This is a genomic window from Nocardia nova, assembly GCF_002933465.1.
GTDB classification, from domain to species: domain Bacteria; phylum Actinomycetota; class Actinomycetes; order Mycobacteriales; family Mycobacteriaceae; genus Nocardia; species Nocardia nova_B.
In genome coordinates, this window is sequence record NZ_PSZE01000035.1 from 1 (window position 1) to 24,924 (window position 24,924).

Annotated in this window: 18 protein-coding genes and 1 pseudogene; 8 read left to right on the forward strand and 11 right to left on the reverse strand. The window is 67.7% G+C overall.

Annotated elements, in window-relative coordinates:
* From C5E41_RS28915 to C5E41_RS28925, 3 genes are all read right to left on the reverse strand, one after another.
* Positions 1 to 565, reverse strand: a 565-nt coding sequence (locus C5E41_RS28915; protein WP_146097728.1) for an NAD(P)-binding protein, incomplete at its 3' end; no start/stop codon positions are given.
* A 74-nt stretch (positions 566 to 639) separates the two neighbouring features.
* A complete protein-coding gene (locus C5E41_RS28920; RefSeq protein ID WP_219823279.1) occupies positions 640 to 1,500 on the reverse strand; it encodes a class I SAM-dependent methyltransferase in 861 nt (286 codons plus the stop codon).
* A 135-nt stretch (positions 1,501 to 1,635) separates the two neighbouring features.
* Positions 1,636 to 2,907 (reverse strand): adenosylmethionine--8-amino-7-oxononanoate transaminase, encoded by a 1,272-nt coding sequence (locus C5E41_RS28925; protein WP_104378894.1) that lies wholly within the window; start codon positions 2,905 to 2,907, stop codon positions 1,636 to 1,638.
* A gap of 120 nt (positions 2,908 to 3,027) precedes the next feature.
* On the opposite strand from C5E41_RS28925, the gene C5E41_RS28930 reads away from it, so the two are divergent.
* The 3 genes from C5E41_RS28930 (at position 3,028) to treY (ending at position 8,815) form a co-directional block, all read left to right on the forward strand.
* A complete protein-coding gene (locus C5E41_RS28930; protein ID WP_258081330.1) occupies positions 3,028 to 4,017 on the forward strand; it encodes a bifunctional helix-turn-helix transcriptional regulator/GNAT family N-acetyltransferase in 990 nt (329 codons plus the stop codon).
* 128 nt (positions 4,018 to 4,145) lie between these two features.
* A complete protein-coding gene (gene glgX / locus C5E41_RS28935) occupies positions 4,146 to 6,392 on the forward strand; it encodes a glycogen debranching protein GlgX (protein ID WP_146097729.1) in 2,247 nt (748 codons plus the stop codon).
* Positions 6,389 to 8,815: a malto-oligosyltrehalose synthase gene (gene treY, locus C5E41_RS28940; RefSeq protein WP_104378896.1), complete on the forward strand. Its 2,427-nt coding sequence runs from the start codon at positions 6,389 to 6,391 to the stop codon at positions 8,813 to 8,815. The genes glgX and treY overlap by 4 nt, the downstream gene beginning before the upstream one ends.
* A gap of 18 nt (positions 8,816 to 8,833) precedes the next feature.
* Here the strand turns inward: treY and C5E41_RS28945 are convergent, their stop codons facing one another.
* From C5E41_RS28945 to C5E41_RS28955, 3 genes are all read right to left on the reverse strand, one after another.
* A complete protein-coding gene (locus tag C5E41_RS28945) occupies positions 8,834 to 9,364 on the reverse strand; it encodes a transglycosylase SLT domain-containing protein (protein WP_104378897.1) in 531 nt (176 codons plus the stop codon).
* A gap of 525 nt (positions 9,365 to 9,889) precedes the next feature.
* Positions 9,890 to 11,134: a DUF2235 domain-containing protein gene (locus C5E41_RS28950; protein ID WP_104378898.1), complete on the reverse strand. Its 1,245-nt coding sequence runs from the start codon at positions 11,132 to 11,134 to the stop codon at positions 9,890 to 9,892.
* Between the two features lie 100 nt (positions 11,135 to 11,234).
* Positions 11,235 to 12,449, reverse strand: a complete 1,215-nt coding sequence (locus C5E41_RS28955) for an RNA-guided endonuclease InsQ/TnpB family protein (RefSeq protein WP_104378899.1) — start codon at positions 12,447 to 12,449, stop codon at positions 11,235 to 11,237.
* A 591-nt stretch (positions 12,450 to 13,040) separates the two neighbouring features.
* Here C5E41_RS28955 and dnaE point away from each other — a divergent pair.
* Positions 13,041 to 16,586, forward strand: coding sequence for a DNA polymerase III subunit alpha (gene dnaE / locus C5E41_RS28965; RefSeq protein ID WP_104378901.1), 3,546 nt, complete (start codon positions 13,041 to 13,043; stop codon positions 16,584 to 16,586).
* Positions 16,587 to 16,639: 53 nt separating this feature from the next.
* Here the strand turns inward: dnaE and C5E41_RS28970 are convergent, their stop codons facing one another.
* Complete coding sequence (locus C5E41_RS28970) at positions 16,640 to 16,879, reverse strand: hypothetical protein (RefSeq protein ID WP_104378902.1); 240 nt, start codon at positions 16,877 to 16,879, stop codon at positions 16,640 to 16,642.
* 108 nt (positions 16,880 to 16,987) lie between these two features.
* On the opposite strand from C5E41_RS28970, the gene C5E41_RS28975 reads away from it, so the two are divergent.
* Together C5E41_RS28975 and ilvA are read left to right on the forward strand one after the other, a co-directional pair.
* Complete coding sequence (locus C5E41_RS28975; RefSeq protein WP_104378936.1) at positions 16,988 to 17,431, forward strand: nitroreductase family deazaflavin-dependent oxidoreductase; 444 nt, start codon at positions 16,988 to 16,990, stop codon at positions 17,429 to 17,431.
* A 163-nt stretch (positions 17,432 to 17,594) separates the two neighbouring features.
* Positions 17,595 to 18,950: a threonine ammonia-lyase IlvA gene (ilvA, locus tag C5E41_RS28980; protein ID WP_104378903.1), complete on the forward strand. Its 1,356-nt coding sequence runs from the start codon at positions 17,595 to 17,597 to the stop codon at positions 18,948 to 18,950.
* 64 nt (positions 18,951 to 19,014) lie between these two features.
* On the opposite strand, the gene C5E41_RS28985 is transcribed toward ilvA, so the two are convergent.
* Entirely contained in the window at positions 19,015 to 20,265 is a 1,251-nt protein-coding gene (locus C5E41_RS28985) for a serine hydrolase domain-containing protein (protein ID WP_258081331.1), read from the reverse strand.
* Between the two features lie 190 nt (positions 20,266 to 20,455).
* On the opposite strand from C5E41_RS28985, the gene C5E41_RS28990 reads away from it, so the two are divergent.
* Together C5E41_RS28990 and C5E41_RS28995 are read left to right on the forward strand one after the other, a co-directional pair.
* A complete protein-coding gene (locus C5E41_RS28990; RefSeq protein ID WP_104378905.1) occupies positions 20,456 to 21,919 on the forward strand; it encodes an alpha/beta hydrolase family protein in 1,464 nt (487 codons plus the stop codon).
* A 39-nt stretch (positions 21,920 to 21,958) separates the two neighbouring features.
* Entirely contained in the window at positions 21,959 to 22,576 is a 618-nt protein-coding gene (locus C5E41_RS28995; protein ID WP_104378906.1) for a class I SAM-dependent methyltransferase, read from the forward strand.
* A 63-nt stretch (positions 22,577 to 22,639) separates the two neighbouring features.
* Here the strand turns inward: C5E41_RS28995 and C5E41_RS29000 are convergent.
* The 3 genes and pseudogenes from C5E41_RS29000 to C5E41_RS29010 all read right to left on the reverse strand — a co-directional run.
* Positions 22,640 to 22,951 (reverse strand): annotated as a pseudogene (locus C5E41_RS29000) (VOC family protein); the annotation flags it as partial.
* Position 22,952: 1 nt separating this feature from the next.
* Positions 22,953 to 23,837 (reverse strand): EamA family transporter RarD, encoded by an 885-nt coding sequence (gene rarD, locus C5E41_RS29005; RefSeq protein ID WP_308706041.1) that lies wholly within the window; start codon positions 23,835 to 23,837, stop codon positions 22,953 to 22,955.
* A 226-nt stretch (positions 23,838 to 24,063) separates the two neighbouring features.
* Complete coding sequence (locus tag C5E41_RS29010; protein WP_104378907.1) at positions 24,064 to 24,903, reverse strand: PhzF family phenazine biosynthesis protein; 840 nt, start codon at positions 24,901 to 24,903, stop codon at positions 24,064 to 24,066.
* Between the last annotated feature and the right edge of the window lie 21 nt (positions 24,904 to 24,924).

Below are 24,924 nucleotides of genomic sequence, written 5' to 3' on the forward strand. Positions count from 1 at the left end.
TCGCGGCGGTATCCGGCCCCCGTCCCCCGCCGGTTGCCCGGACATCTCCGGCGGTGTCACGCGCCTCCGGAGCCTTGTTCACCGCGGCGTTCCGTCGGGTCACACCCGTCGCCGGCGCCGGGTCGCCGGGGCGGCCACCACCGACCGGTTCCGTTGTTCCCCAACGGCTTTCGATGTCTACGCCGGTGACGGCGCGTCCCAGTCGCAGCCGGTCGTCGCCGAGTGCGGTGCGCAGAATGTCGAACAGGTCCGCACGGTGGACGGCCACCACCGGGCCGTACCGCTCGGCCATTGTCCCGGTGTCGGTGCGGGTCAGCCAGCGGCCGGAGCGGTCACGGATTCCGCCCTCGGTATCGGCCAGCGCCCGCGAGCGCACCCGCGCGCCCACTCCGATCGCATCCAGGGCTCGTAACCCGTTGGGCCACAGTGTCAATCCCGACCCCGCCTGGCCGATATCGGCGGCCCGCTCCCAGACCTCGACATCGTGCCCGCCCCGGCGCAGGCCGATCGCGGCGGCCATTCCGCCGATTCCCCCGCCGACGACGATCACTCGCAGTGCCCGCATTCCCCACTCCTCGGCTCCTAGGCGTCGGAGTCCAGCCAAACACACCGCGCCCACCGCCGCAGGCCACGGCGGCGTCACCCACCGATGCGCGCATGTGCCAGCCGGCACAGGTCCACCGGCTGCAGCGCATCGGCCCGCTTCCACCGATCCGCCGGTACGGCCGCTCGGTGGCTGATGTGCTCGACCGTGGTGAATCCGTACCGGCGCAGGACCTCGTCGAGGATTTCCGGAGCGAAGGTGCTCAGCCACGGTTCGCCCTGCGCGCTGGTGATCGGCTGGACGGATTCGGCGTAGGCGTGTCCGTTGCCGTCGCGCAGTGCCGGATCGAGCATGTACTCCATCACCAGTTCCGTGCCGGGGGCCAGACCGGAGAGGGCGGCCAGCGTGGTGTCGATCGCCTCGGCGGTGAGATACATGCTGACGCCGAGCCAGCTGACCAGTGCGGGACGGGCACGGTCGAATCCGGCATCGGCCAATCGCCGCGGCAGATCGTCGCGTTCGAAATCGACGGGTACGAAAACCACCTCGCCGACCGGGCGGATATCGCCGATGGCGAGGATTTCCCTTTTCCACCGCTGGGTGCTGGGATGGTCGACCTCGAATACCCGGATACCTTCGGCCGCATCGCGATATCCGAAACTGTCGAGTCCCGCCCCGAGAATGACATATTGCGCCGCGGCCGATTCCGCGAGGCGCTGTTCGACCCACTGGCTGCGCACCGTCGCCTGCGCCCGGACCGCGGCGAGCAGCGGATGTTCGCCGTGGTGCAGGTGGTAGCCGATGAGCTCCTCCGCATGGGGGCCGAGCAGGGCGGACGCCATGGTGTCGCGGAACAGATAGGGCTCGTTGTCGACCAGCAGGTGGGCGGCACGGGCCGCGGCCGCCATCATCGCCGAGCGACTGGGTTCGGTGCCGATCATCGAATTCCCTTTCACCGTCCGAAGGATCCGGTGGATATCACCGCGCGAATGCCGATGATAGACAGGAATTTTCGTGCTCGCTGTCACCGTATCACACGAAGATAAATTTCCGATATACGACGAACCGCGGCGGAGGGGAATTCGGGGGCCTCAACCGGCCGCGGCGGTGGCGACCACGCCGGCGGCGATGCGGGCGATATCGTCGGCACTGCTGATGAACGGCGGCATGGTGTAGACCAGATTGCGGAACGGCCGCAGCCACACGCCGGCCTCGACGGCGGCGCGGGTCGCGGCGACCATATCGATCGAGTGGTCGAGTTCCACCACCCCGATCGCGCCGAGCACGCGCACGTCCACCACGCGCGGATTATCCCGCGCCGCAGCGAGTCCCGATGTCAGCCCGGCTTCGATCGCGGCGACCTCGCCCGCCCAATCCCGTGAGAGCAGCAGTTCCACCGAGGCGACCGCGACCGCACAGGCCAGCGGATTGCCCATGAAAGTGGGCCCGTGCATGAGCCCGCCGTGGGCCGCGCTGACGGTTTCGGCGATCCGGGTGGTGCACAAGGCGGCGGCCAGGGTCATATATCCGCCCGTGATGGCCTTGCCCACGCACATCACATCGGGCGCCACCCCCGCGGCCTCGGCGGCGAAAAGCGTTCCGGTGCGGCCGAATCCGGTGGCGATCTCGTCGAAGACCAGCAGCACGCCGTGCTCGTCGCACAGCCGGCGCAGCTCGTTCAGGTAGCGCGGATGATGGAAACGCATCCCGCCCGCGCCCTGCACGACCGGCTCGACGATCACCGCCGCGGTCTCGTGCGCATGCGCGGCCAGCAGCCGGTCGAGCTCCGCGACGTAGCCGGGATCGAAGTCGACCGGCGGTACGGGCGCGAAGATCTGCTCGGCCAGCACATCGGTCCACAGCGAGTGCATGCCCCCCTCGGGATCGCACACGCTCATCGGAGTGAAGGTGTCACCGTGATACCCACCGCGCCAGGTGAACAGCCGCCGTTTCTCCGGTTGTCCGAGCGCCCGCCAATACTGCAGGCACATCTTGGCCGCGACCTCGACCGACACGGAGCCGGAATCGCAGAGGAACACCTTGTCCAAACCGTCGGGAGTCAGCTCCACCAGCAGTTGGGACAGCCGCACCGCCGGTTCGTGGGTGAGCCCGCCGAACATGACGTGACTCATCCGCTGCGACTGCTCGATCAGCGCGGCGTCCAGCACGGGGTGCCGGTAGCCGTGCACCGCCGCCCACCATGAACTCATCCCGTCGACCAGTTCGCGGCCGTCGGCGAGGGTCAGGCGGGTGCCCGCGGCCGAGGCGACCACCAGCGGTTCGGTGCTCGCCGGGAAGCCACCGTAGGGATGCCAGACGTGCGCGGCGTCGAGGGCGGTGATTTGGTCGGCTGTCAGGGCCACGCGAATCCCTTCACGAGACGGTCTTGAACATCGTTCAAGTTATCACCGCGGCGAATCGGGTGTACACGGGGCCGTCGCGCGATATATTTGACTCAGTCAAAGAACTGCGAAAGGAGGGCCGTGACGATCTCCGCACTCGATCAGGACGACGTCGACGCCGTGCGCGCGTTCAACCGCCGCTACACCCGGGTGATCGGCGTGCTCGAGGAACACCTGCTCGACAGCGACTTCTCGCTCACCGAGGCACGGATCCTGTTCGAACTCGCGCACTCCGGACCGCTGGGCGTCCGCATGCTGCGCACCGACCTGGGCCTGGACCCCGGCTATCTGAGCCGGATCCTCACCCGCTTCGAGAGCGCCGGGCTGGTGCGCCGGCACCGATCCGACTCCGACGCTCGGCTGCAACTCGTACAGCTCACCGAAGCCGGACGGGCCGCGGCCGACGATCTCGACCGCCGCTCCGCACGCGACATCGCCGCACTGCTGGCCGGGCACAGCGCCGCGGACCGGCGTCGCCTGCGCACCGCGATGCGCACGATCGAACAACTGCTCGCCCCATCCACCCCGGCGAGCCGCGCAAGCGTCCCAGCGGCGAGCCACACCAGCGCACCAGCGGCGGACCGTACGAACGAGGTCCGCCTCCGATCTCCACATCCCGGCGACTACGGCTGGATCATCCAGCGCAATGCGGTGCTCTACGCCGCCGAATACGGCTGGGACACCGACTACGAGGCGCTGGTCGTGAAGATCGTGGCCGACTTCCTGGCCGGGCACGATCCGGACACCGAGCGGGCGTGGATCGCCGAGACCGGCGGCGCGGCGGCCGGTGCGGTGTTGTGCGTGCGCGAGGACGAGACCACCGCCCGGCTGCGGCTGCTGCTCGTGGAACCGTCGGCGCGCGGGCTCGGCGTCGGCACCGCACTGGTCGAGCAGTGCCTGCGGTTCGCGACCGAGGCCGGATACCGGGACATGGTGCTGTGGACCAACGATGTGCTCACCGCGGCGCGGCGGATCTATCAGCGCGCCGGATTCGAGCTCGTCGATTCCCGGCCACACCACAGTTTCGGCGCCGACCTCGTCGGCCAGACCTGGCGGCGCAGCCTGCGGTAACCGCGGTGCCGCGGGAACCGCGAGGCCCGTCGGCCGCGGCCGGGCCATCGATAGCCACCGGATTACCGGCCCGGCACGACTCGGCCCACCCGCACCGGCGGCTCCGGCGCGACGGTTACTGTCGGTATATGGTTCGGCCCGATACATCCGGTGAGATGACGCCTCTCGGCGTCTGGCCGGGTGCCGCCTATCCGCTGGGCGCGACCTACGACGGCGCCGGCACCAACTTCTCGGTGTTCTCCGAAGTTGCCGAACAGGTCGAGCTGTGCCTGATCGATCGCGCGGGCGGTGAGCACCGCATCCCACTCGACGAGGTCGACGGATACGTCTGGCATGCCTATCTGCCCACCGTCGCCCCCGGGCAGCGCTACGGGTTCCGCGTGCACGGCCCCTACGAGCCCGCCCGCGGATTGCGCTGTGACAGCAGCAAACTACTGCTCGATCCGTACGGCAAGGCCTTCACGGGCCGGTTCGCCGCCGATGCCACCCTGCACACCTACGGCGCGGATACGCTGGGACACACCATGACCGGCGTGGTGGTGAACCCGTACTTCGACTGGGCCGGTGACCGCGCGCCGCGGCGGCCATTTCACGAAACCGTCATCTACGAAGCCCATGTCAAGGGTATGACGATGACGCATCCGGCGGTTCCGCAACGACTGCGCGGCACCTACGCGGGTATCGCGCATCCGGCGATCATCGACCATCTGCTGTCGCTGGGTGTCACCGCAATCGAACTGATGCCGGTCCACCAGTTCCTGCACGACCGAATCCTGCTCGACCGCGGACTGCGAAACTACTGGGGGTACAACAGTTTCGGCTATCTGGCACCACACCACGAGTACGCGGCCGATCCGCGGGCCGGGGCCGCGGTCACCGAATTCAAGGCGATGGTCCGCGCACTGCACAGCGCCGGCATCGAGGTGATCCTCGACGTGGTCTACAACCACACCGGCGAGGGCAATCACCTCGGGCCGACGATCGGCCTGCGCGGGATCGACAACGCGGCGTATTACCGTCTGGCCGAGGACGATCCGGCGCACTACATGGACTACACCGGCACCGGCAACAGCCTCAACGTGCGCCATCCGCACACCCTGCAGCTGATCATGGATTCGCTGCGGTACTGGATTCTCGATATGCACGTCGACGGCTTCCGCTTCGATCTGGCGGCCACGCTGGCGCGCGAATTACACGATGTGGACCGGCTTTCCACGTTCTTCGATCTGGTGCAGCAGGACCCGGTGGTCAGTCAGGTCAAACTGATCGCCGAACCGTGGGATGTCGGCGAAGGCGGCTACCAGGTCGGGAACTTTCCGGGGCTGTGGACCGAATGGAACGGCAAGTACCGCGATACCGTGCGTGACTACTGGCGCGGCCGACCGGCGACCCTGGGCGAATTCGCCTCCCGGTTCACCGGCAGTTCCGATCTGTACGAGGCCACCGGCCGCCGCCCGGGCGCGAGCATCAACTTCGTCACCGCTCACGACGGGTTCACGCTGCGAGATCTGGTGTCCTACAACGACAAACACAATCACGGCAACGGCGAGGACAACCGCGACGGCGAGAACGACAACCGGTCCTGGAACTGCGGGATAGAGGGTCCCACCGACGATCCGGAGGTCTGCGCGCTGCGAGATCGTCAGAGCCGCAACATGATCGCCACCCTGGCGCTGTCGCAGGGCACACCCATGCTGCTGCACGGCGACGAGATCGGGCGGACCCAGCAGGGCAACAACAATGCCTATTGCCAGGATTCGCCACTGTCCTGGATGGACTGGGGCGCCGCGCAAAAGTACGCCGACCTGCTGACGTTCACCCGCACGGCCTTCGCACTGCGCCACGCCCATCCGGTGTTCCGGCGCCGGCGCTTCTTCGACGGACGTCCCGGCACTCTCGACCGCAGGCGCCCCGGCTCGGTATCCGATGGGCGCCCCGGCGCCGTATCCGATGGGCGCCCCGGCGCCGTGTCCGATGGGCGCCCCGGCGCCGTGTCCGATGGGCGCCCCGGCGCCGACTCCGGCGATATCGCGTGGTTCACCCCCGGCGGCACGGAGATGACCACCGCCGACTGGAATACCGGCTTCGCCCGCTCCCTGGCGGTGTTCCTCAACGGCGAAGCGATCGCCGAACCGGGCCCGCGCGGGGAACGAGTGCGCGATGATTCCTTCCTGCTGTGTTTCAATGCCCACGACGCACCCCTCGAATTCGCCGTACCCGGACCGGAATTCGGCGCGCACTGGACGGTAGCGCTGGATTGCTCGACACCCACCGGGCGCACAGATGCCACCTACCCCGCAGCGGCCACGGTCGCCGTACCCGCCCGCTGCCTGCTCGTTCTCCGCCGTACCGAATCCACACCGATATCGAGATGACAGACACCCCTTCCCCTGAACACCGCACCGGCCCGATCGCTCGCCGGACCCCCGTGCGCAGCACGTACCGGCTACAGCTGCGCCCGGACGCCCTGACCTTCGCCGATGCCCGCGCGATCGCCGAATATCTGCAGCAGCTGGGTATTTCGCATCTGTATCTGTCCCCGGTGATGACCGCGATGCCGGGCTCCGCGCACGGCTACGACGTCACCGATCCGACCACCGTGTCGGCGGCACTGGGCGGGCCGGGCGGGCTGAAGGCGCTCGCCGACGAGGTGCGCGGCCGCGGCATGGGCCTGATCGTCGATCTGGTGCCCAATCATGTCGGTGTCGGCGATCCGCGGCGCAATCCGTGGTGGTGGGATGTGCTGCGCAACGGCAAGAATTCGAAATTCGCGCATTTCTTCGACATCGACTGGAGCTCGGGCAACGGCGCGGGCGGGCGGCTGGCGCTGCCCGTCCTGCACAGCGAGAACGATCCGGCCGCGCTGACCGTCGACCGCTCGGGCCCCGAACCCGTCCTGGCCCTGCGCGATCTGCGTTTCCCGATCGCCCCCGGCACCGACGGGGAGAACGCGCTGCGCATCCACGACCGCCAGCACTATCGCCTCGTCAGCTGGAAAGCCGGGATCTGCAGCTATCGGCGATTCCTGGCGGTCTCGGAGCTGGCGGCGATCCGGCAGGAGGAGCCGGCGGTCTTCGACCTGACCCATCGCGAACTGGCCGCCTGGTGCGAACACGATCTCATCGACGGGGTGCGCGTCGACCATCCCGACGGATTGGCTTATCCGGCCGCCTATCTGGCGAAATTGCGCCGACTGATCGGCCCGCAGCGGCTGCTGCTGGTGGAGAAGGTGCTCGGCCGCCACGAACCGCTCGACGCCACCCTGCCGGTCGACGGCACCACCGGATACGAAGCGCTCGCCGAGGTCGGCGGTATCTTCGTCGATCCGGCCGGGGAGAACGCGCTCACCGAGCTGTCGCGGCGGATGTCGGGACACGGCAGCGATGCCGCCTGGATGGCCGATACCGAACACCGCATCAAACGCGCGGTGGCCGAACGCCTGCTCGTGCCCGAGGTCCGGCGACTGGTCGGCGCGGTGAAGCGCGACGCCGCGGTGAACGGATTCGATTCGGCCGCGATCAGCGATATGGCGCTGACCAACGCCACCATCGAGGTGCTGTCCCATCTGCCGGTGTATCGCACCGACTACGCACCCCTGTCCGGGGTGCTCAGCACCGTGGTGGCCAAGGTGCAGCAGCGCAACCGGGAGCTGACCGCCCCGCTGTCGGTCCTCGTGCGGGCGCTGGCCGCCGGCGGGGAAGCAGCGCGGCGGATGCATCAGGTCGGCGGCGCGGTCGCGGCCAAGGCGGTCGACGACACCATGTTCTATCAGGCGGCGCGTCTGGTGTCGCTGCAGGAGATGGGCGGTGACCCGGGCAGGTTCGGCCGTTCGGTGCTGGAATTCCATCTCGCCAATGCCGAACGCGCGGGGCGTCGCCCGGCCACCATGACGACCCTGTCGACGCACGACACCAAGCGAGGCGAAGATGTGCGCGCCCGCATCACGGTGCTGTCGCAGGTCGCCGACAGCTGGGCCAAGGCGGTGGGCGCCTGGTTGGACCTCGCGCCCGCACCGGATGGGCCGACCGCGAACTTCCTGCTGCAGAACATGTTCGGTGTGTGGCCGGTCGACGGGCGCCGCCCCGCCACAGTGCCGAGGTTTCGCGAACGCCTGCACCTGTTCGCGGAGAAGGCGGTGCGCGAGGCCGGCCTGCGTTCCTCGTGGGAGGAACCCGACGTCGACTTCGAGGCCGAGGTGCATCGCTGGCTCGACACCGTGATCGACGGGCCGGTCGGCGCCGAACTGGGCGAGCTGGCGACCCGGCTCGCACCGCACGCGTGGTCGGATTCGCTGGGGCAGAAGCTGCTTCAGCTGTGCGGTCCCGGCATCCCCGATGTGTATCAGGGGTGCGAGTTGTGGGAGGACTCGCTGGTCGATCCGGACAACCGGCGGCCGGTCGATTTCGGGCATCGGCTGGCGATGCTGCAATCCCTCACGGGCACACCGGAATTGGAGAACTCCGGTGCGGCGAAGATGTGGATCGTCGCCTACGCCCTGTGGTTGCGGCGAGAGCGGCCGGACTGCTTCGTCGGCGGCTCCTACACACCACTGTTCGGCAGCGGCGACCGCAGCGAACACCTGGTGGGATATGCGCGCGGCCGCAGCGGTGAGGCGCCACAGGTGATTGTTGCCGCGACCCGCTACAGCGTGGCCCTGGCCGAGGGCGGGTGGGCCGATACCGTCCTCGACCTGCCCTCGGGCACCTGGACCGACCGCCTCACCGGCCACACCTTCACCGGCCGCACCCGGTTGGAGAAGCTGTTCGCCCGCCTGCCGGTGGCGCTGCTGGTGCGCTGAGGCCGGATCGAGCCCGGATCAGTACGCGGAGAACACGTGGTCGATCGAGCCGTAGCGGTGCGCGGCGTAGTTGCAGGCGGCGGCGATGTTGGCGACCGGGTCGTAGATGTCCCCCGAGGTGCCGTCGACGTGGTAGGCGGCGAAGGTGGGATCGATGACCTGCATCAGGCCCTTGGAGGGGATGCCGGCCGCGGCGTTGGAGTCGTAGAGGTTGATGGCACGCGGGTTGCCGCCCGACTCGCGCATGACATTGCGGTAGATGCCGTCGTAGCTGCCCGGAATGCCGTGCTGCCCCATCACGAAGAGCGCGTGCTTGATCCAGCCGTCGAGGTTGTCGGTATAAGTCTGCGGGATCACCTGCTGCAGCGGCTGCGGCAGGGTCTGCAGGAATTGCTGAGCCTGATCCTGCTGCGGCTGCGGCAATCCGTGCACCCACTGCTGGGCACTCTGCTGCAGCTGCGGCGGCACGCCGGCATCGGCGTGGGCCGCGACGGGCACGGTGACGACGGCGGCGAGGACGGCGAGGGGTAACAGTCTTCTGATCTGCATGGTGATGCGAACTCCGGATGCGTCGAACGGTGGTGGGACCAACGCGACGATCCACAGGACGAAAGCCCGCTCGCCGCGGTGAAAACAGACCGTTTGTCTGCTTCTTGGCAAGTCACAGAATGATTGCGGCAAGTTAACGTAAACATAACGTCAAATGAACAATGGATTTTATTACGCTGAGAAAAATCGGCTGGACCTGCAGTGATGTGTGCGACCGATCACACCCCGGTTTTATCTCGATCAGGTCACGCGTCCTCGCCGCATGCACGGTTCGGACCGCCGCGGCCGTCTAAGGCACTGAGACACAAGCGAACCCGGGCGCGCACCGGACGCGCCCGGGGAGGGGTTCGGCCGACGGGCACCGCCCGGCGACTCGGCAGCACCACACGGCGAACGAGGCGCCGCCGATCCGCCGTCGGCCGCCCCGGCGGTCGCCGAAACCGGTCATTTCCGGCAGTTCAGCAGGGCCGTAGCTCCGCACCGCCGGCGAGCGCGCCGGGCGAGCGCCGAGATGGGCGGCGGCGATCAGGCGGCGGTCCCGGCCACGGAGCCGCTACCCGTCGGGTGCTGTCCGCCCGCGACATATTCACCTGCCGGGTGATCGCCGATGCTGTCGTCGCTCGCACCGACCGGCAGGGTGGGCAGCGGTCCGGCCAGTTCCTCGGCCCAGCGGACGACGTTCGGTGGGCGGTAGGTCGCGCACGGCGCGGCACAGTCGGCGAGGTAGACACGTCGATCACCGGGGGCGGACAGACGGCGCCAGGAATCCGCGTAGAAGCGGGGGTTGCGCGGATGCAGCGCCCAGCCCACGCGATTGAGGACGCGGTAGAAGACGGTGAGCGAATCGTGCGCCCGCGGAGGCGAATCCGGCACCGCGACCGCCGGCTCCGGCGCGGCGGCCGATTGCGCGGAGGTACGGCGGTTCAGGAGTTGTTCGATGCGCTCGTCGTCGAAGCTCAGTCCCGCGGTCCGAGCCTGGTCCACCATCCACCGCAGCGTGATGTCGGAGAGCCGGCTGTCGACGTAGCCACCGCCGATATCGGTGTGCACACCCTCGAACCAGACCTGCTGCACCCGGTCGGCGCCGCTCGGGCCGCCCTCGGGGTCGTCGGTGATTTCCCACAGGCACGGCGCGTACATCCGGCGGCGTTCGTCGATCGCGAGCGCCTGGCGCGCGTACCGCACATTTCGCGACAGCCGTACGTCGTGGAAGCGGTAGCGCCACGACGTCAGCAGCGGCACCCCGAGCGCGCCGACGGTGTCGAAGACGCCGAGGAAGGTGATCGGCACCGGGTAGACGCAGTGTCGTTCACGGAATTCGATCCACTCCGGCCGATCCGGACCGTCGGGATCCACTTTGCGCTGACGGTAGATCTTCAGCGCCTCGGGATAGGCGCGCTCGACCATCGCGTCGGCGGTGAGCAGCCCGAGCCGGTTGATCATTCCGACCAGACTGCGGGCGGTATAGGCGCCACGACTGAAGCCGAAGACGTAGATCTCGTCCCCTGGTTCCCAGTTCAGTGCCAGCTGCCAGTACATCGTGGACAGGTTGGCGTCGAGGCCGAGCCCGAACGCGCCGCCGAGCAGTTTGTCGGCCAGATAGCCGCGGGAGCCGGGGCCGTCGACATAGAAAACCCGTTGTCCCACATGGTCGCCCGCATCGGTGACGGCGCTCGACCGCACCGACTCGGCGATCTTCACAACGTTGGAGACCGTCGGATTGCTCTCCGATCCCCACGTGCCGTCACAGCACACAACCAAACGCTTCATACCGGCAATCCTCGCGCCCCGTACCGTGCCGCTCGCGAGTAGCGAACTACTCGAATTTTGACAGTCCTCCCACGAATGAACGCGGAAATCTCCGCACCGGCTAGGGCGGAGGCAGTAATTCCTCACGGTTTCCTGCTGGTTCCTGCTTCCCAGACCGACCGTTGTCGAGGTCTCCACAGGCTGTGACCGCCAGCCCGGCGGCCAAGATGTTCCGTGCAGCGTTGATGTCCGCATTCAACGTCATGTCGCAGCGGGTGCATACGAAACGCGCTTGGCTCTTACGCGATCTCGCGTCCACCGCGCCACACGCTGAACACGCCTGTGACGTGAATGCTGCCGGGACTTTGACAATCGTACTCCCGGTGTACCGGGCCTTCGCCTCCAGCGCAAGCTGAAGCTGATACCAACCCTTGGCGAGAATGGCGCGGTTCAGTCCAGCTTTTTGCCGTACATTGGTGCCCGGAGCGTTCACGCTGCCCTTCGCGCTGCGGGTCATGCTCCGAATCTTCAAATCCTCCAGCACCACAGTCGCATTCGCTGTCGCGATCCGGTGCGCGACCTTGGCAGCAAAATCTTTGCGCTGGTCTCTTTCGCGCCTCCGAAGGCGGCGTATCCGGCCGACCGTATCCGCCCGGTTGTGCGAGTTCACCTTCTGCCGAGACAACTTCTTCTGCAAGCGACGAAGCCGGGCTACCGCGCCGTCGGCACCGAAGGATCCGTTCAGCGTCGCACCATCCGAACAGGCGACCGCAACGCTCACACCGCGATCCACGCCGACCGCGCTGCCCGGCCGCCCATGACATCGGGGGCGTGCTTGTCCGTCGTCGATGAGAAAGGACACCATCCATCGGTCACCATCACGTCTCACCGTCGCAGACCGTATCTTCCCGCCGAGCGGACGCGACCATCGGAAGCGCACCCATCCCAGCTTCGGCAGCTTTACACGGCCCGCTTTGCGCCCCCACCGCTCCACGACAATCTTCGAGCCTTCCGGGAATCGGAACGATGGGGCCCACCGGCGCCGCGAACGCCACCGCACCTTCCATGTGCCCTGCGTGCGGCAAGCCCTGTCCAGGTCCATCAACGTCTGCTGAAGACAATGCGCGGGCACACTTTTCAGCCAGTCGTGTTCCGATTTCGCCTCGGGCAACTGCGCGGCCTGCTCCGCGTAATTGATCCATGCACCCCGCGAGCGGTACATGCGTCGTTGCTCCAGCCCAGTATTCCAGACGGACCTGCAGCCGGCGGCAAACGTCTCGCACCGAGCCTGCTGATCGGAAGTGAGTTCGAGACGGTACCTCCGCCCGGTCAACACGGCGGGGTCACCACTTCCGGTGCCGGTCGGCGTGGCGTCCGATCACCGTACCGACAGGAGTACTCGCTTCTACTTCGAACGCATCTGCCGTCCCGCTCACGTTCCGCCCCCTGAGCCAATTACGTTGTGCGTCAACGCCTGCCCTTGACTGCCTCAGTGTTACCGAGCAGCTGTCGAGTCACAAGATATCAGTGACGCCCGACAAGCCGGCCTCCTTGCAGGACCTCTGCACCACCCGGCTTCCCGAAGAGAATGATGACGGCCGACCGCCCTCGTCTCGGTCGACCGTCATCGGCGAGACGGGGAGCGGCACGCTGACCGCCGACCGCCGTGACGCACCGATCTGCCCTTCCGGACCGTTCGTCTCTCGCAGCCGGGTTATCGCCGCCGGGCCCGCGTGGCGTTACCGGTGCGACTCGAATCCGTTCCGGCTGTCGCCCGCCCGCCGCGGTCGCGGTGGTGAGGTTCGCCACGGCGATGCGCGACACTCCCCGGCGAATCCGGGAGACTCGCCCGACACGCCGAGCTCCGAATTGCACGCATGTAGTTCCCTGGCATCGGCTGTCGGTCCGGTCGACTAGGATTCCTCGCGTGGCCGACTCGGGATTCGTACATCTGCACAATCACACCGAGTACTCGATGCTCGATGGCGCCGCCAAGATCACGCCCCTGTTCAAGGAGGCGGAGCGGCTCGGGATGACCGCGGTCGGGATGACCGACCACGGCAATATGTACGGCGCCTCGGAGTTCTACAACTCGGCCAAAAAGCAGGGCATCAAGCCGATCATCGGCATCGAGGCCTACATCGCGCCCGAGTCCCGGTTCAACACCAAGCGCGTGCAGTGGGGTGACCCGAGCCAGAAGAGCGACGACGTCTCCGGTTCCGGCGCCTACACCCATATGACCATGGTCGCCGAGACCGCGACCGGTCTGCGGAATCTGTTCAAGCTGTCGAGTCTGGCCTCGATCGAGGGCCAACTCGGCAAGTGGGCGCGCATGGACGCCGAGATCATCGCCCAGTACGCCGAGGGGATCATCGCCACCACCGGCTGCCCGTCGGGCGAGGTGCAGACCCGGCTGCGACTGGGGCACGAGCGCGAGGCGCTGGAGGCCGCGGCCAAGTGGCAGGAGATCTTCGGCAAGGACAACTTCTTCCTCGAACTCATGGACCATGGATTGTCCATCGAGCGCCGGGTGCGCGAGGGCCTGATCGACATCGGCAAGAAGCTGGGTATCCCGCCGCTGGCCACCAACGACTGCCACTACGTACACGAATCCGACGCCACGAATCACGAGGCGCTGCTGTGCATTCAGACGGGTAAGACGCTCTCGGACCCGACCCGGTTCAAATTCGACGGCAGCGGCTACTACCTGAAGTCGGCCGCGGAGATGCGTGAGATCTGGGACGGCGAGGTCCCCGGCGCCTGCGACAACACCGTGCTGATCGGCGAGCGCGTGCAGTCCTACGAGGATGTGTGGACCCACCGCGACCGGATGCCGAAATTCCCGGTGCCCGAGGGTGAGACCGAGGCGTCGTGGCTGCGCAAGGAGGTCGCGCGCGGCCTGGAGTACCGCTTCCCCGACGGCGTCCCGCAGAAGTACCTCGATCAGGTCGAGTACGAGATCGACGTGATTTTGAAGATGGGCTTCCCGGCCTACTTCCTCGTCGTCGGCGACCTGATCAACCACGCCCGCGAGGTCGGGATCCGGGTCGGGCCCGGCCGTGGTTCGGCCGCCGGTTCGCTGGTCGCCTACGCGCTGAAGATCACCAATATCGACCCGCTGCCGCACGGTCTGCTGTTCGAGCGATTCCTCAATCCCGAGCGCGTCTCGATGCCCGATATCGATATCGACTTCGACGATCGCCGCCGCGGTGAGATGGTCCGCTACGCCACCGAGAAATGGGGTAGCGACCGGGTCGCCCAGGTCATCACGTTCGGCACCATCAAAACGAAAGCGGCGCTGAAGGATTCGGCCCGCGTCCTGTTCGGCCAGCCCGGCTTCGCGATCGCCGACCAGATCACCAAGGCGCTGCCGCCGCCGATCATGGCCAAGGACATCTCGGTATCGGGTATCACCGATCCCGAGCACGAGCGGTACAAAGAGGCCGCCGAGGTCCGCACCCTCATCGAATCCAACCCCGATATCGCCAAGATCTACGACACGGCGAAGGGTCTGGAAGGCCTGATCCGTAACGCCGGCGTGCACGCCTGCGCGGTGATCATGTCCTCGGAGCCGCTGACCGACGCGATCCCGGTGTGGAAGCGAGCCCAGGACGGCGCCATCATCACCGGCTGGGACTATCCGTCGTGTGAGGCCATCGGCCTGCTGAAGATGGACTTCCTCGGCCTGCGCAACCTCACCGTGCTCGGGGACGCGATCGACAATGCCAAGGCCAACCGCGGCGTCGACGTCGATCTCGACGCGCTGCCGCTGGACGATCCGAAAACGTTCGAACTGCTCGCCCGCGGCGACACGCTGGGTGTGTTCCAGCTCGACGGTGGGCCCATGCGCGATCTGCTGCGACGCATGCAGCCCACCGCCTTCGAGGACATCGTGGCCGTCGGCGCGCTGTATCGCCCCGGCCCGATGGGCATGAACGCGCACAACGACTACGCCGACCGCAAGAACGGGCGCCAAGAGGTCAAGCCGATCCACCCGGAGCTCGAGGAACCACTGAAGGACATCCTCGGCGAAACCTACGGTCTGATCGTCTATCAAGAGCAGATCATGCACGTCGCGCAGAAAGTGGCCGGCTACTCGCTCGGCCGAGCAGACATCCTGCGCCGCGCGATGGGTAAGAAGAAGGCCGAGGTGCTGGCCGCGGAGTTCGAGGGCTTCGAGGCGGGCATGTTGGAGAACGGCTACTCCAAGGCCGCGATCAAGGCGCTGTGGGACACCATCCTCCCGTTCGCCGGTTACGCGTTCAACAAATCGCATGCCGCCGCCTACGGATTGGTCTCCTACTGGACCGCCTATTTCAAGGCCAACTATCCGGCCGAATACATGGCCGCCCTGCTCACCAGCGTCGGCGACGACAAGGACAAGGCCGCGGTCTACCTGTCGGACTGCCGCCGCCTCGGTATCACGGTGCTGCCGCCCGATGTCAACGAGTCCGAGCAGAACTTCGCGCCGGTCGGCACCGATATCCGTTTCGGTCTGGGCGCGGTGCGCAATGTCGGCACCAACGTGGTGTCCTCGATCATCGCCGCACGCACCGAGAAGTCGAAGTTCACCGACTTCTCGGACTACCTGAACAAGATCGACACCATCGCCTGTACCAAGAAGGTCACCGAATCCCTCATCAAGGCAGGCGCTTTCGACTCGCTCGGACATCCGCGCAAGGGCCTGCTGCTGGTGCATTCCGATGCCATCGACGCGGTGATGGCCACCAAGAAGGCGGAGGCGATCGGGCAGTTCGACCTGTTCGGCGGGCTCGACGACGCCGACGATTCGATCTCCTCGGTCTTCGACGTCAAGGTGCCCGACGAGGAGTGGGAGGCCAAGCACAAGCTGGCCCTGGAGCGAGAGATGCTGGGACTCTACGTATCCGGCCATCCGCTCAACGGGGTGGAGCACGTGCTCGCCGCACAGGCGGATACGCCGATCCCGGCGATTCTGCAGGGCGATGTCAAGGACGGCGCGCAGGTGACCATCGGCGGCATCCTCGCCTCGGTGACCAGGCGCGTCAACAAGAACGGAATGCCTTGGGCCTCCGCACAATTGGAGGACCTCACCGGTGGTATCGAGGTGCTGTTCTTCCCACAGGCCTATTCGGTGTACGGGATGGATATCGCCGAGGACGCCGTCGTACTGGTGAAGGCACGGGTCTCGGTGCGCGACGACCGGATCTCGCTGATCGCCAACGATCTGGTGGTCCCGGATCTGTCGTCGATCGGCATGGAGAAGCCACTGGCGGTGACGATTCCCACCCGGCTGTGCACGCCCGACAAGGTGAGCGCGCTCAAGCGGGTCCTGTCCAGCCATCCCGGCACCGCCGATGTGCACATCCGCCACGTCGGATCCCGCGAGAAGACCACGATGCTCAAGGTCGCCGACAACCTGCGGGTCTCGCCGTCCTCGGCACTGATGGGTGATCTGAAGGCGCTGCTCGGCCCGGGTTGTCTGGCCGGTTGAGGACGTGCGTGACGTCGGCGGCCCCGACCGGGCGTCGCGCCACGAAGGGCGGGTCAGCCGGCGGTGCGCGGCGGGCGTCCGGCCGTGACACCCACGATCCAGCGCAGCGCCGCGGCACCGGCGGCAACCAGGACGGCGAGCTGTGCAGATCCGGTGATCAGGCCCAGAACCAGCGCGACCAGCGCACCCAGCGCGACGGCCTCGAGCTTGTACACCGGCCACGGCACACCCGCGAGCCGCACCGTCTGCGTGGTACGGCGGACCGGGCGAACGATGGGGCTGACCGCTGTCATGTCGTCAGGCTACATGTATCCGGAATTTCGGTCCACCGAACATTTGCGGCGATCCGGTCACGAACGCCGCCGGGAACACATCCGCGGCCATCGATTGTTATGCGGGTCATGCCACTCACCGGAGAATACGCACCCAGCCCGTCCGCCTGGTCCCGCGAGCAAGCCGAGAAGTACGAGGCCTCCAACGGGACCGAAGCCAACACCCTGCCCGACCGGGGAATTCCGATCGTTCTGGTCACCAGTGTCGGCGCCAAGACCGGCAAGTTGCGCAAGACCCCGCTGATGCGGGTCGAGCACAACGGCGAGTACGCGGCGGTGGCCTCACTGGGCGGCGCCCCGAAGCATCCTGTCTGGTACTACAACCTCAAGGCCAACCCGACCGTCGAGCTGCGCGACGGCGATGTGGTGAAGGACTACACGGCACGCGAGGTGACCGGCGAGGAGAAGGCCGTCTGGTGGGAGCGGGCCGTCGCGGCCTACCCGGACTACGCCGACTACCAGAAGAAGACCACCCGCGAGATCCCGCTCTTCGTCCTGACCCCGAAGTCCTGATTCACCCGGATCACGACGGTCACCGGTTCACGACGGTCACCGGTTCACGACGGTCACCGCTGCGACGCCCGGCCCACGGCCCGGGCGGCGCCGGTTTCGGGCGTACCGGACCACTACGGAAGCTGCCGCGCGCCGGAGCTAGCGCGACCGATAGCATGTTCGGGTGTCTGAACCGCTGGATGTCGTAGAGAAGGTATCCGCTCCGCTGCCCGAACTGAGCGCGGACGAGATCGACGCGGCCGCCAAGCGAATTTCCGACATCGTCGAGCCGACGCCGCTACAGCGAATCGAGCGGTTGTCGGCGGCCACCGGCGCGAACGTCTACCTCAAGCGCGAGGACCTCACCGCGGTGCGCTCCTACAAGTTGCGCGGCGCCTACAACCTGATCGTGCAGCTCGATGCCGGCGAACGCGCGGCCGGAGTCGTCACCGCCAGCGCCGGCAATCACGCCCAGGGCGTCGCCTTCGCCTGCCGCGCGATGGGGATTCAGGGCCGCATCTACGTACCGACCACCACACCCAAGCAGAAGCGCGACCGCATCCGCGCCCACGGCGGCGAATTCGTGGAATTGATCGCCGTCGGCGACACCTTCGACGCGGCGGCCGCGGCGGCCGCCGGCGACGTCGCCCGCACCGGCGCCACCATGGTCCCGCCGTTCGACGACGCCCGCACCGCGGCCGGGCAGGGCACCGTGGCGGTGGAGATTCTCGAACAGCTGCCCAGCGTCCCCGATCTGGTGATCGTCCCTGTCGGCGGTGGCGGGTGCCTGGCCGGCATCGGCACCTATCTGCGTGACCGCTCGCCGGCTACCGCCATCCTCGGCGTCGAGCCGGCGGGTGCGGCCTCGATGACGGCCGCACTCGTCGCGGGCGGTCCGGTCACGCTGCCGCAGATCGATCCTTTCGTCGACGGCGCGGCCGTGCGGCGGGTGGGCGACCTGCCCTATGCCACGGTCTCGAAATTCGGTGGGCGCGTGGTGTCGCATGCGTCGCTGCCGCTGCTCATCGGCACCGAATCGCCCAGGGGCGCGGGGTCTTTCCGCATGATGCAGGTCGACGAAGGCGCCATCTGCACCGCCATGCTCGAGCTGTACCAGAACGAGGGTGTGATCGCCGAACCGGCGGGTGCGCTGTCGGTGGCCGCGCTGGCCGAGATCGATATCGAGCCGGGGTCGACGGTGGTGTGCCTGCTGTCGGGCGGCAACAACGACGTCTCGCGCTATGGCGAGATCATCGAGCGGTCGCTCGTGCACCGGGGCCTCAAACACTATTTCCTGGTGAACTTCCCGCAGGAACCCGGTGCGCTGCGCCGGTTCCTCGACGAGGTGCTCGGCCCCGACGACGACATCACACTTTTCGAATACGTCAAGCGCAACAACCGGGAGACCGGGGCCGCGCTGGTCGGCATCGAACTGGGCGCGCCGTCCGGCCTCGAAGCACTGCTGGCGCGCATGGAGGCCTCGCCGATCCAATGCCAGCAGCTGGATCCCAACTCCCCCACGTACCGGTACCTCACCTGATCTCGACGAACGAACTGCCCTGTGCTGCACGAGTTTCTGCGGCACAGGGCAGTTCGGCGTCCGATCAGGCGGCGGGTCGCTGCGACGAACGACGGCCGTCCTGCATGGCTCGCGCGCCGCGAACCACCAGCGGCAGCACCCAGGCCGCGGCCAGCTGATCCCACACGAACGAGTGGGGCGTGAACCGGTTGTGCACGAAGCCGACGGACAGGCCCAGCCGCGGTTCGGCCCAGCCGAAGGATCCGGCCAGGCCGATATGGCCGAATCCGGAAGAGGCCCCCGGAATCGGGAACGTGTGATAGCCCAGATGCCACATCATCGGGAAGTAGAACAGGGCGTGGTCGAGCCGGCGGGTCTGCACGCGCCGGATATGGCGCATGGTCTGCGCCGACAGATACCGGCGACCGCCGATCATGCCGTCGTCGGCGAGCACGCCGTAGACCGAGGCCAGCGCGCCCGCGGTGAAAACGCCGTTGCCCGCGGGCATTTCGGTCGCGAGGATGGACGGCTCGTCACCATCGAAGAGGGCATGCAGGCCCGGCAGGAACAGGGCGCGAATCGCGGCGCCGGGCGGACCCGGAAAACGCCCCGCCTGCCCGAGGACCAGGGCACCGAGTGCGGTGCCGGCCACGGCTAGCCGAGAACCGGCGAGAGCGGCGACCGTGGTATTCGATCCGGGCGCCGGGCGTCCGAGATGCAGGCCGTCGATGCCCAGCGGCTCGGAGACTTCGGTGCGGAACAGCTCGCGCATACTCATACCGGTGACCGCGCGGGCCAGCCCCGCCAGCAGCCATCCGTAGGTGAGGGCGTGGTAGGCCGGTACCCCCAGCAACCGGTCCGGCGCGGCGGCGGCCAGGCGGTGTTCCATGAGTTCGTGGTCGAGCACCTCGTCCAGTCCGCCGGCGACACTCGGCAGCGAGGACAGTCCGGCGCGGTGAGTGAGCAACTGCGCCACCGTGATTCGCGATTTTCCGGCCGCGCCGAATTCCGGCCAGTATTCGGCCACCGGGGCCGCGTAGTCGATCAGGCCGCGGTCGGCCAGGCGATGGATGACAGTGGAGGCGATGCCCTTGGTCGCGGAGAACGCGACGCTACCCGTATCGCGGGTCCAGGGCGTGGTGAGATCGGAGTAGCCGGTCCAGACATCGACCACCGGCTCACCGTGCCGAAGCACGGTCAGACCGCCTCCGGCTCCGGCACGGCCCCCGACAATCCGCGCGAAATTGCGCACCAAGGGTTCGAACTCGACCGCGGCCGAGCCACGCACACCTGCGGGCAGAGCCGCAGAACCTGCGGGTAAAGCGTCGTTGCTCACATACCCTACGGTACGGGCGTACCGTTGCGCGGGCAACGACGTTGTCCGCACGGTGACACCCCCGAGACCGGTTCGAGGCGGACCCGACGCGGCACCGATCGTTTCCGTGACCTTCACGACCGCTTCGACACCCGGTGTCGTGATCTGCCGAAGCACCTTTGTGCCCGCGGCGGTGTGCCATCGTTGAGGCATGCGATCGTCGCGATCAACGAGGTCCGATCTGCCGGGTGCCAACGCGGGGAGCCCACCGAGATCCGAGCGGCACGGACGTCTGATCGTCGTGGTGGCCGCGCTGCTGGCGGTGGCCCTGGTGGCGGCCTGCTCGAGTTCCCAGAAGACGACCGTCACGCCGCGCCCCGCGCCGGTCACCGGCGACTGGAACGGGGTGCTGCCGGTGCCGGGTCCGCAGCTGCCGATCGGAGTGACATTCACCGAAAACGGTGGCAGCGTGACCGTTCCGGCGCAGGGCATCTACGATCTCCCGCTCGAACAGGTCGACGTCGCGCCGAACGCCGTCGCCTTCACGATTCCCGGGTTGCCGGGCGACCCGCATTTCCACGGCCGCTACGACCGTTCCGCGGACGCCGTCACCGGCACCTTCACCCAGTCCGGGCAGGATCTGGCACTGACCATGCATCGCGGGAAGGTGCCCACTCCGCCGCGTCCGCAGGAACCCCAGCCGCCGTGGCCCTACACATCCGAGGACGTCAGCTACCGCAGCGACGACATCACCATCGCCGGGACGCTCACCCGGCCGCGCGGGCGGGGACCGTTTCCGGCGGTCGTCCTGGTGACCGGCAGCGGACCCCAGGATCGCAACGAGGAGATCGCCGGGCACAAACCGTTCCTGCTGCTCGCCGATACGCTCACCCGCGCCGGATACGCCGTCCTGCGCACCGACGACCGAGGCGTGGGTGGCACCGGCGGGCAACTCGACACCTGCAGCTACACCGACCTGACCGACGACATCATGGCCGGACTGGGCTATCTGCGCAGCCGTCCCGATATCGACGGCAACCACATCGGCCTGCTCGGCCACAGCGAGGGCGGCTATCTCGCACCGCTGGCCGCCACCCGCCCCGACAGCCGGCTCGCCTTCGTGATCATGATGGCCGGACCCGCCGTCTCCGGCTCGGAGGTGCTGCTCGCGCAGAACGACCTGCTGCTGCGCAGCGAGCACGCCGACGCCGACGCCATCCGCAAGCAGGTCGGCTACATCACCACCCTGACCACGTTGATCCGCACCGGCGACGACGAACACATCCGCCGTTTCGCCACCGAACACAACGACTCCCTGCCACCCGAGCAGCGGCAGCCGCAATCGGCGATCGATCAGTTGACCACCCCGTATTTCCAGGCCCTGGTCGACTACGACCCGGCACCGGCCCTGCAGGCACTGCGTATTCCGGTGCTGGCTTTCTACGGAACCAAGGACATGCAGGTTCCGGCCGCCCAGAGCGCCCCGGCCGCGCGGGCCGATCTCGCGGGCAACCCGAATGCCGACATCCACGTGTTCGACGGGCTCAACCATCTGATGCAGCCCGCCGATACCGGCAGCCCGAGGGAATACCCGACCATCGAAACCACGATCGCACCCGAGGTGCTGAGCTACATCACCACCTGGCTCGGCACATACGTCACCCCCGTGCCCTGACGGGTAGCGGCGCGCAGGGTGACTTGACACAGTGAGAGGGTGGGAATCTACAGCGAGCGGGTGCTGCCGCGGTTGATGGATCGGGTCTGCGGAGTGCCGGCCAACGATCGGCTGCGCCGCCGGGTGTGCGAGGGGTTGCGTGGCCGGGTGGTGGAGATCGGATTCGGCTCGGGTCGCAATGTGCCGTTCTATCCCGCCGGGGTGAGTCACGTCAGTGCCGTGGAGCCGGCGGATCTGGGATGGCGGCTGGCGGCGGCGCGGGTCGCGGACTCGCCGGTGCCGGTGGAGCGGGCCGGCCTGGACGGACAGTCGTTGCCGTTCGCGGACAACAGTTTCGACAGCGCGCTGTCGACGTGGACGCTGTGCACGATTCCCGATATCGCCGTCGCGCTGCGGGAGGTGCGGCGAGTTCTGCTGCCCGGCGGCACCTTTCATTTCCTCGAGCACGGGCTGGCGCCGGATGCGAACGTGCGCGCCTGGCAGCATCGGCTCGATCCGGTTCAGCAGGTGATCGCCGGTGGATGCCACCTCAATCGCGATATCCGCGGATTACTGGACGAGGCCGGATTCGAGATCATCGAACTGGACCGGTTCTACGATTCTCCGGCACCGAAAACCTTCGCCGCCCTGTCGCTGGGTGTCGCGGTCTCGCGCTGACACCAGTGGATTCGATCGCGGAAAAGGCCGGCGGACGAAGCGAATTCGGCCGCCGGGCGCACACTACCGCTGTTCGCCGTTCGCCGCGGGCCAGCCACCGTAGTGCACGGTCAGCCACTCCAGGTAGTGACCGCTGGGGTCGAGGACATAGATTCCGCGACCGCCGTCGTTGTGGTTGATCTCGCCTTCCCGGCTCTGCCGCGGATCGGCCCTGAACCTCAGGCCTCGATCCCGGATCTTCGCGTAGGCCGCGTCGAATTCGGGTTCGGAGACCAGCAGGGCGTAATGCTGCGGCTGAATCTCGGTGATATGCGGCGGGACCGGAGCGAAATCGAAGGTGACTCCGTTGTGCACGGTGACCGGAATGAACGACCCATTAACCCAGCGCGTCCCGCCGTGCCAAGCGCCGGGATCGGTGCAGAGCGTCGGCGGTGAATACCGCCAGCGCCGTCCAGATCAGTCCGAATCCGATCCAGCGCGAGGCCGGCATCGGCTCGTGCCCCACCAGCACACCCCACGCCAATTGCAGTGCGGGAGTGAGATATTGCAGAATCCCCATGGTCGACAGCGGCACGCGCGACGCGGCGAAGGCGAACAGCAACAGCGGGATCAGCGTCACCGGGCCGGTGGCGACCAGCAAGGCGGTGTGCCCCGCACCGTGCCCGAACTCGGCGTCCCCGCGCACGCCCAGAGCGACGACGACCGCCAGCGCGAACGGCGCGGACACCACGCCCTCGGCGGCGACGCTGCGCATCGGGTCGAGCCGGATCACCTTCTTCACCAGACCGTAGGTGGCGAAGGAACAGGCCAGCACGAGCGCGATCACCGGCGGCTTGCCGTAGTCGACGGTCAGCACCACCACCGCGGCGCCGCCGAGCCCGAGCGCCACCCACTGCGGCCACGCCAGCCGCTCCCGGAACAGCACCACCCCGAACAGGACCGTGACCAGCGGGTTGATGAAATAGCCGAGCGCGCATTCCACCACGTGCCCCGACGTCACGCCGTAGACGTAGGTCCCCCAGTTGATCGAGATCGCCGCCGCGGCCACCGCCGCCAGCCGCCAGGTCCGGCCGTCGATCGCCCCCAGTTCGCGCAACCGCCCGGCCGCCAGCAGTAACACCAGCACCACGACCAGGGTCCACAGAATCCGCTGCGCCAGGATCTCCACCGGCCCCGCGAATCCGAGCAAACCGAAGAAGGCGGGGAACATTCCCCAGATCAGATACGCTCCCGCGCCGACCGCCGCGCCGCCACCGGCCAGCGAGCGCCCCCACCGACCTCGGCCCCCCGCACCGGTCGTCTCCTCCACGTCGTTCACCGATCCACGCACCTGCACCAGCCGCACGCTACTTCCGTCCGGTAACGCCTGTCGAGCGGGTTTCGGACCGCGCGCTCATTCGTCGGCACGACCGCAGACCGACGCGGTCACGGGTGCTCGACGGCCGCCGGCCCACGGCGGCCCGATCCGGCGCACGGAGCGGATTCGTTCAGGGCGAGGTCGGCAGAATTTCCGCCCGCGGGAGTCGGACCACCCCGTCGAGGTAGCGGTGGCAGCGGCCGGTGAGCAGCACGCGCGAGCCGCTGACCGTGCAGCGCAGACGGCCGGTGCGGGCGGAGAGCTGGCGGGCCGATAGATCGCCGCGGCCCAGATCGCGGGCCCACAGCGGTGCCAGCTGGGCGTGCGCGGAGCCGGTGACCGGATCCTCGTCGACACCGACGCCGGGGGCGAAGAAGCGCGAAACGAAATCCGTGTGGTCACCGGGTGCGGTGAGGATCACCCCGCGGCGCAGCACCGGGAAGGCGGCGAAATTCGGGCGGGCGCGAATCACTTCCGCTTCGGTGGCGACCACGACCACCTCGTCCTGGCCGGTCAGCACGCGCAGCGGCCGCACCCCGAGGGCCGCGATCAGATCAGGGTTCGGGACGGTATCCACGGATTCCACGAGCGGCAGATCGAGTTCGAGCTCGTCGCCGCTGCGGCTTACCCCGAGCCAGCCACTGCGGGTGTAGAAGTGCAACTGGCCGGCGGTGGGATGCATATCGTCGAAGATCTGCGCCGCGGTGGCGAGGGTGGCGTGCCCGCACAGGTCGACCTCGGTGGCCGGAGTGAACCAGCGCAGCCAGAACGCCGGGCCGTCGCCGGGCGGCAATCCGGCCTCCACCGGCAGCGCCGAGGTATAGAAGGCCGTTTCCGACAGCCGGTTCTCCTCGGCCAGTCGCTGCAGCAGCTCGTCGGGCAACCAGCCGAACAACGGCATCACCGCCGCCGGATTACCCGTGAAGGGCGCATCCGCGAACGCATCGATCTGATGCAGCAGGACCTCCATACTGCCGAAGGTACCCGCGTT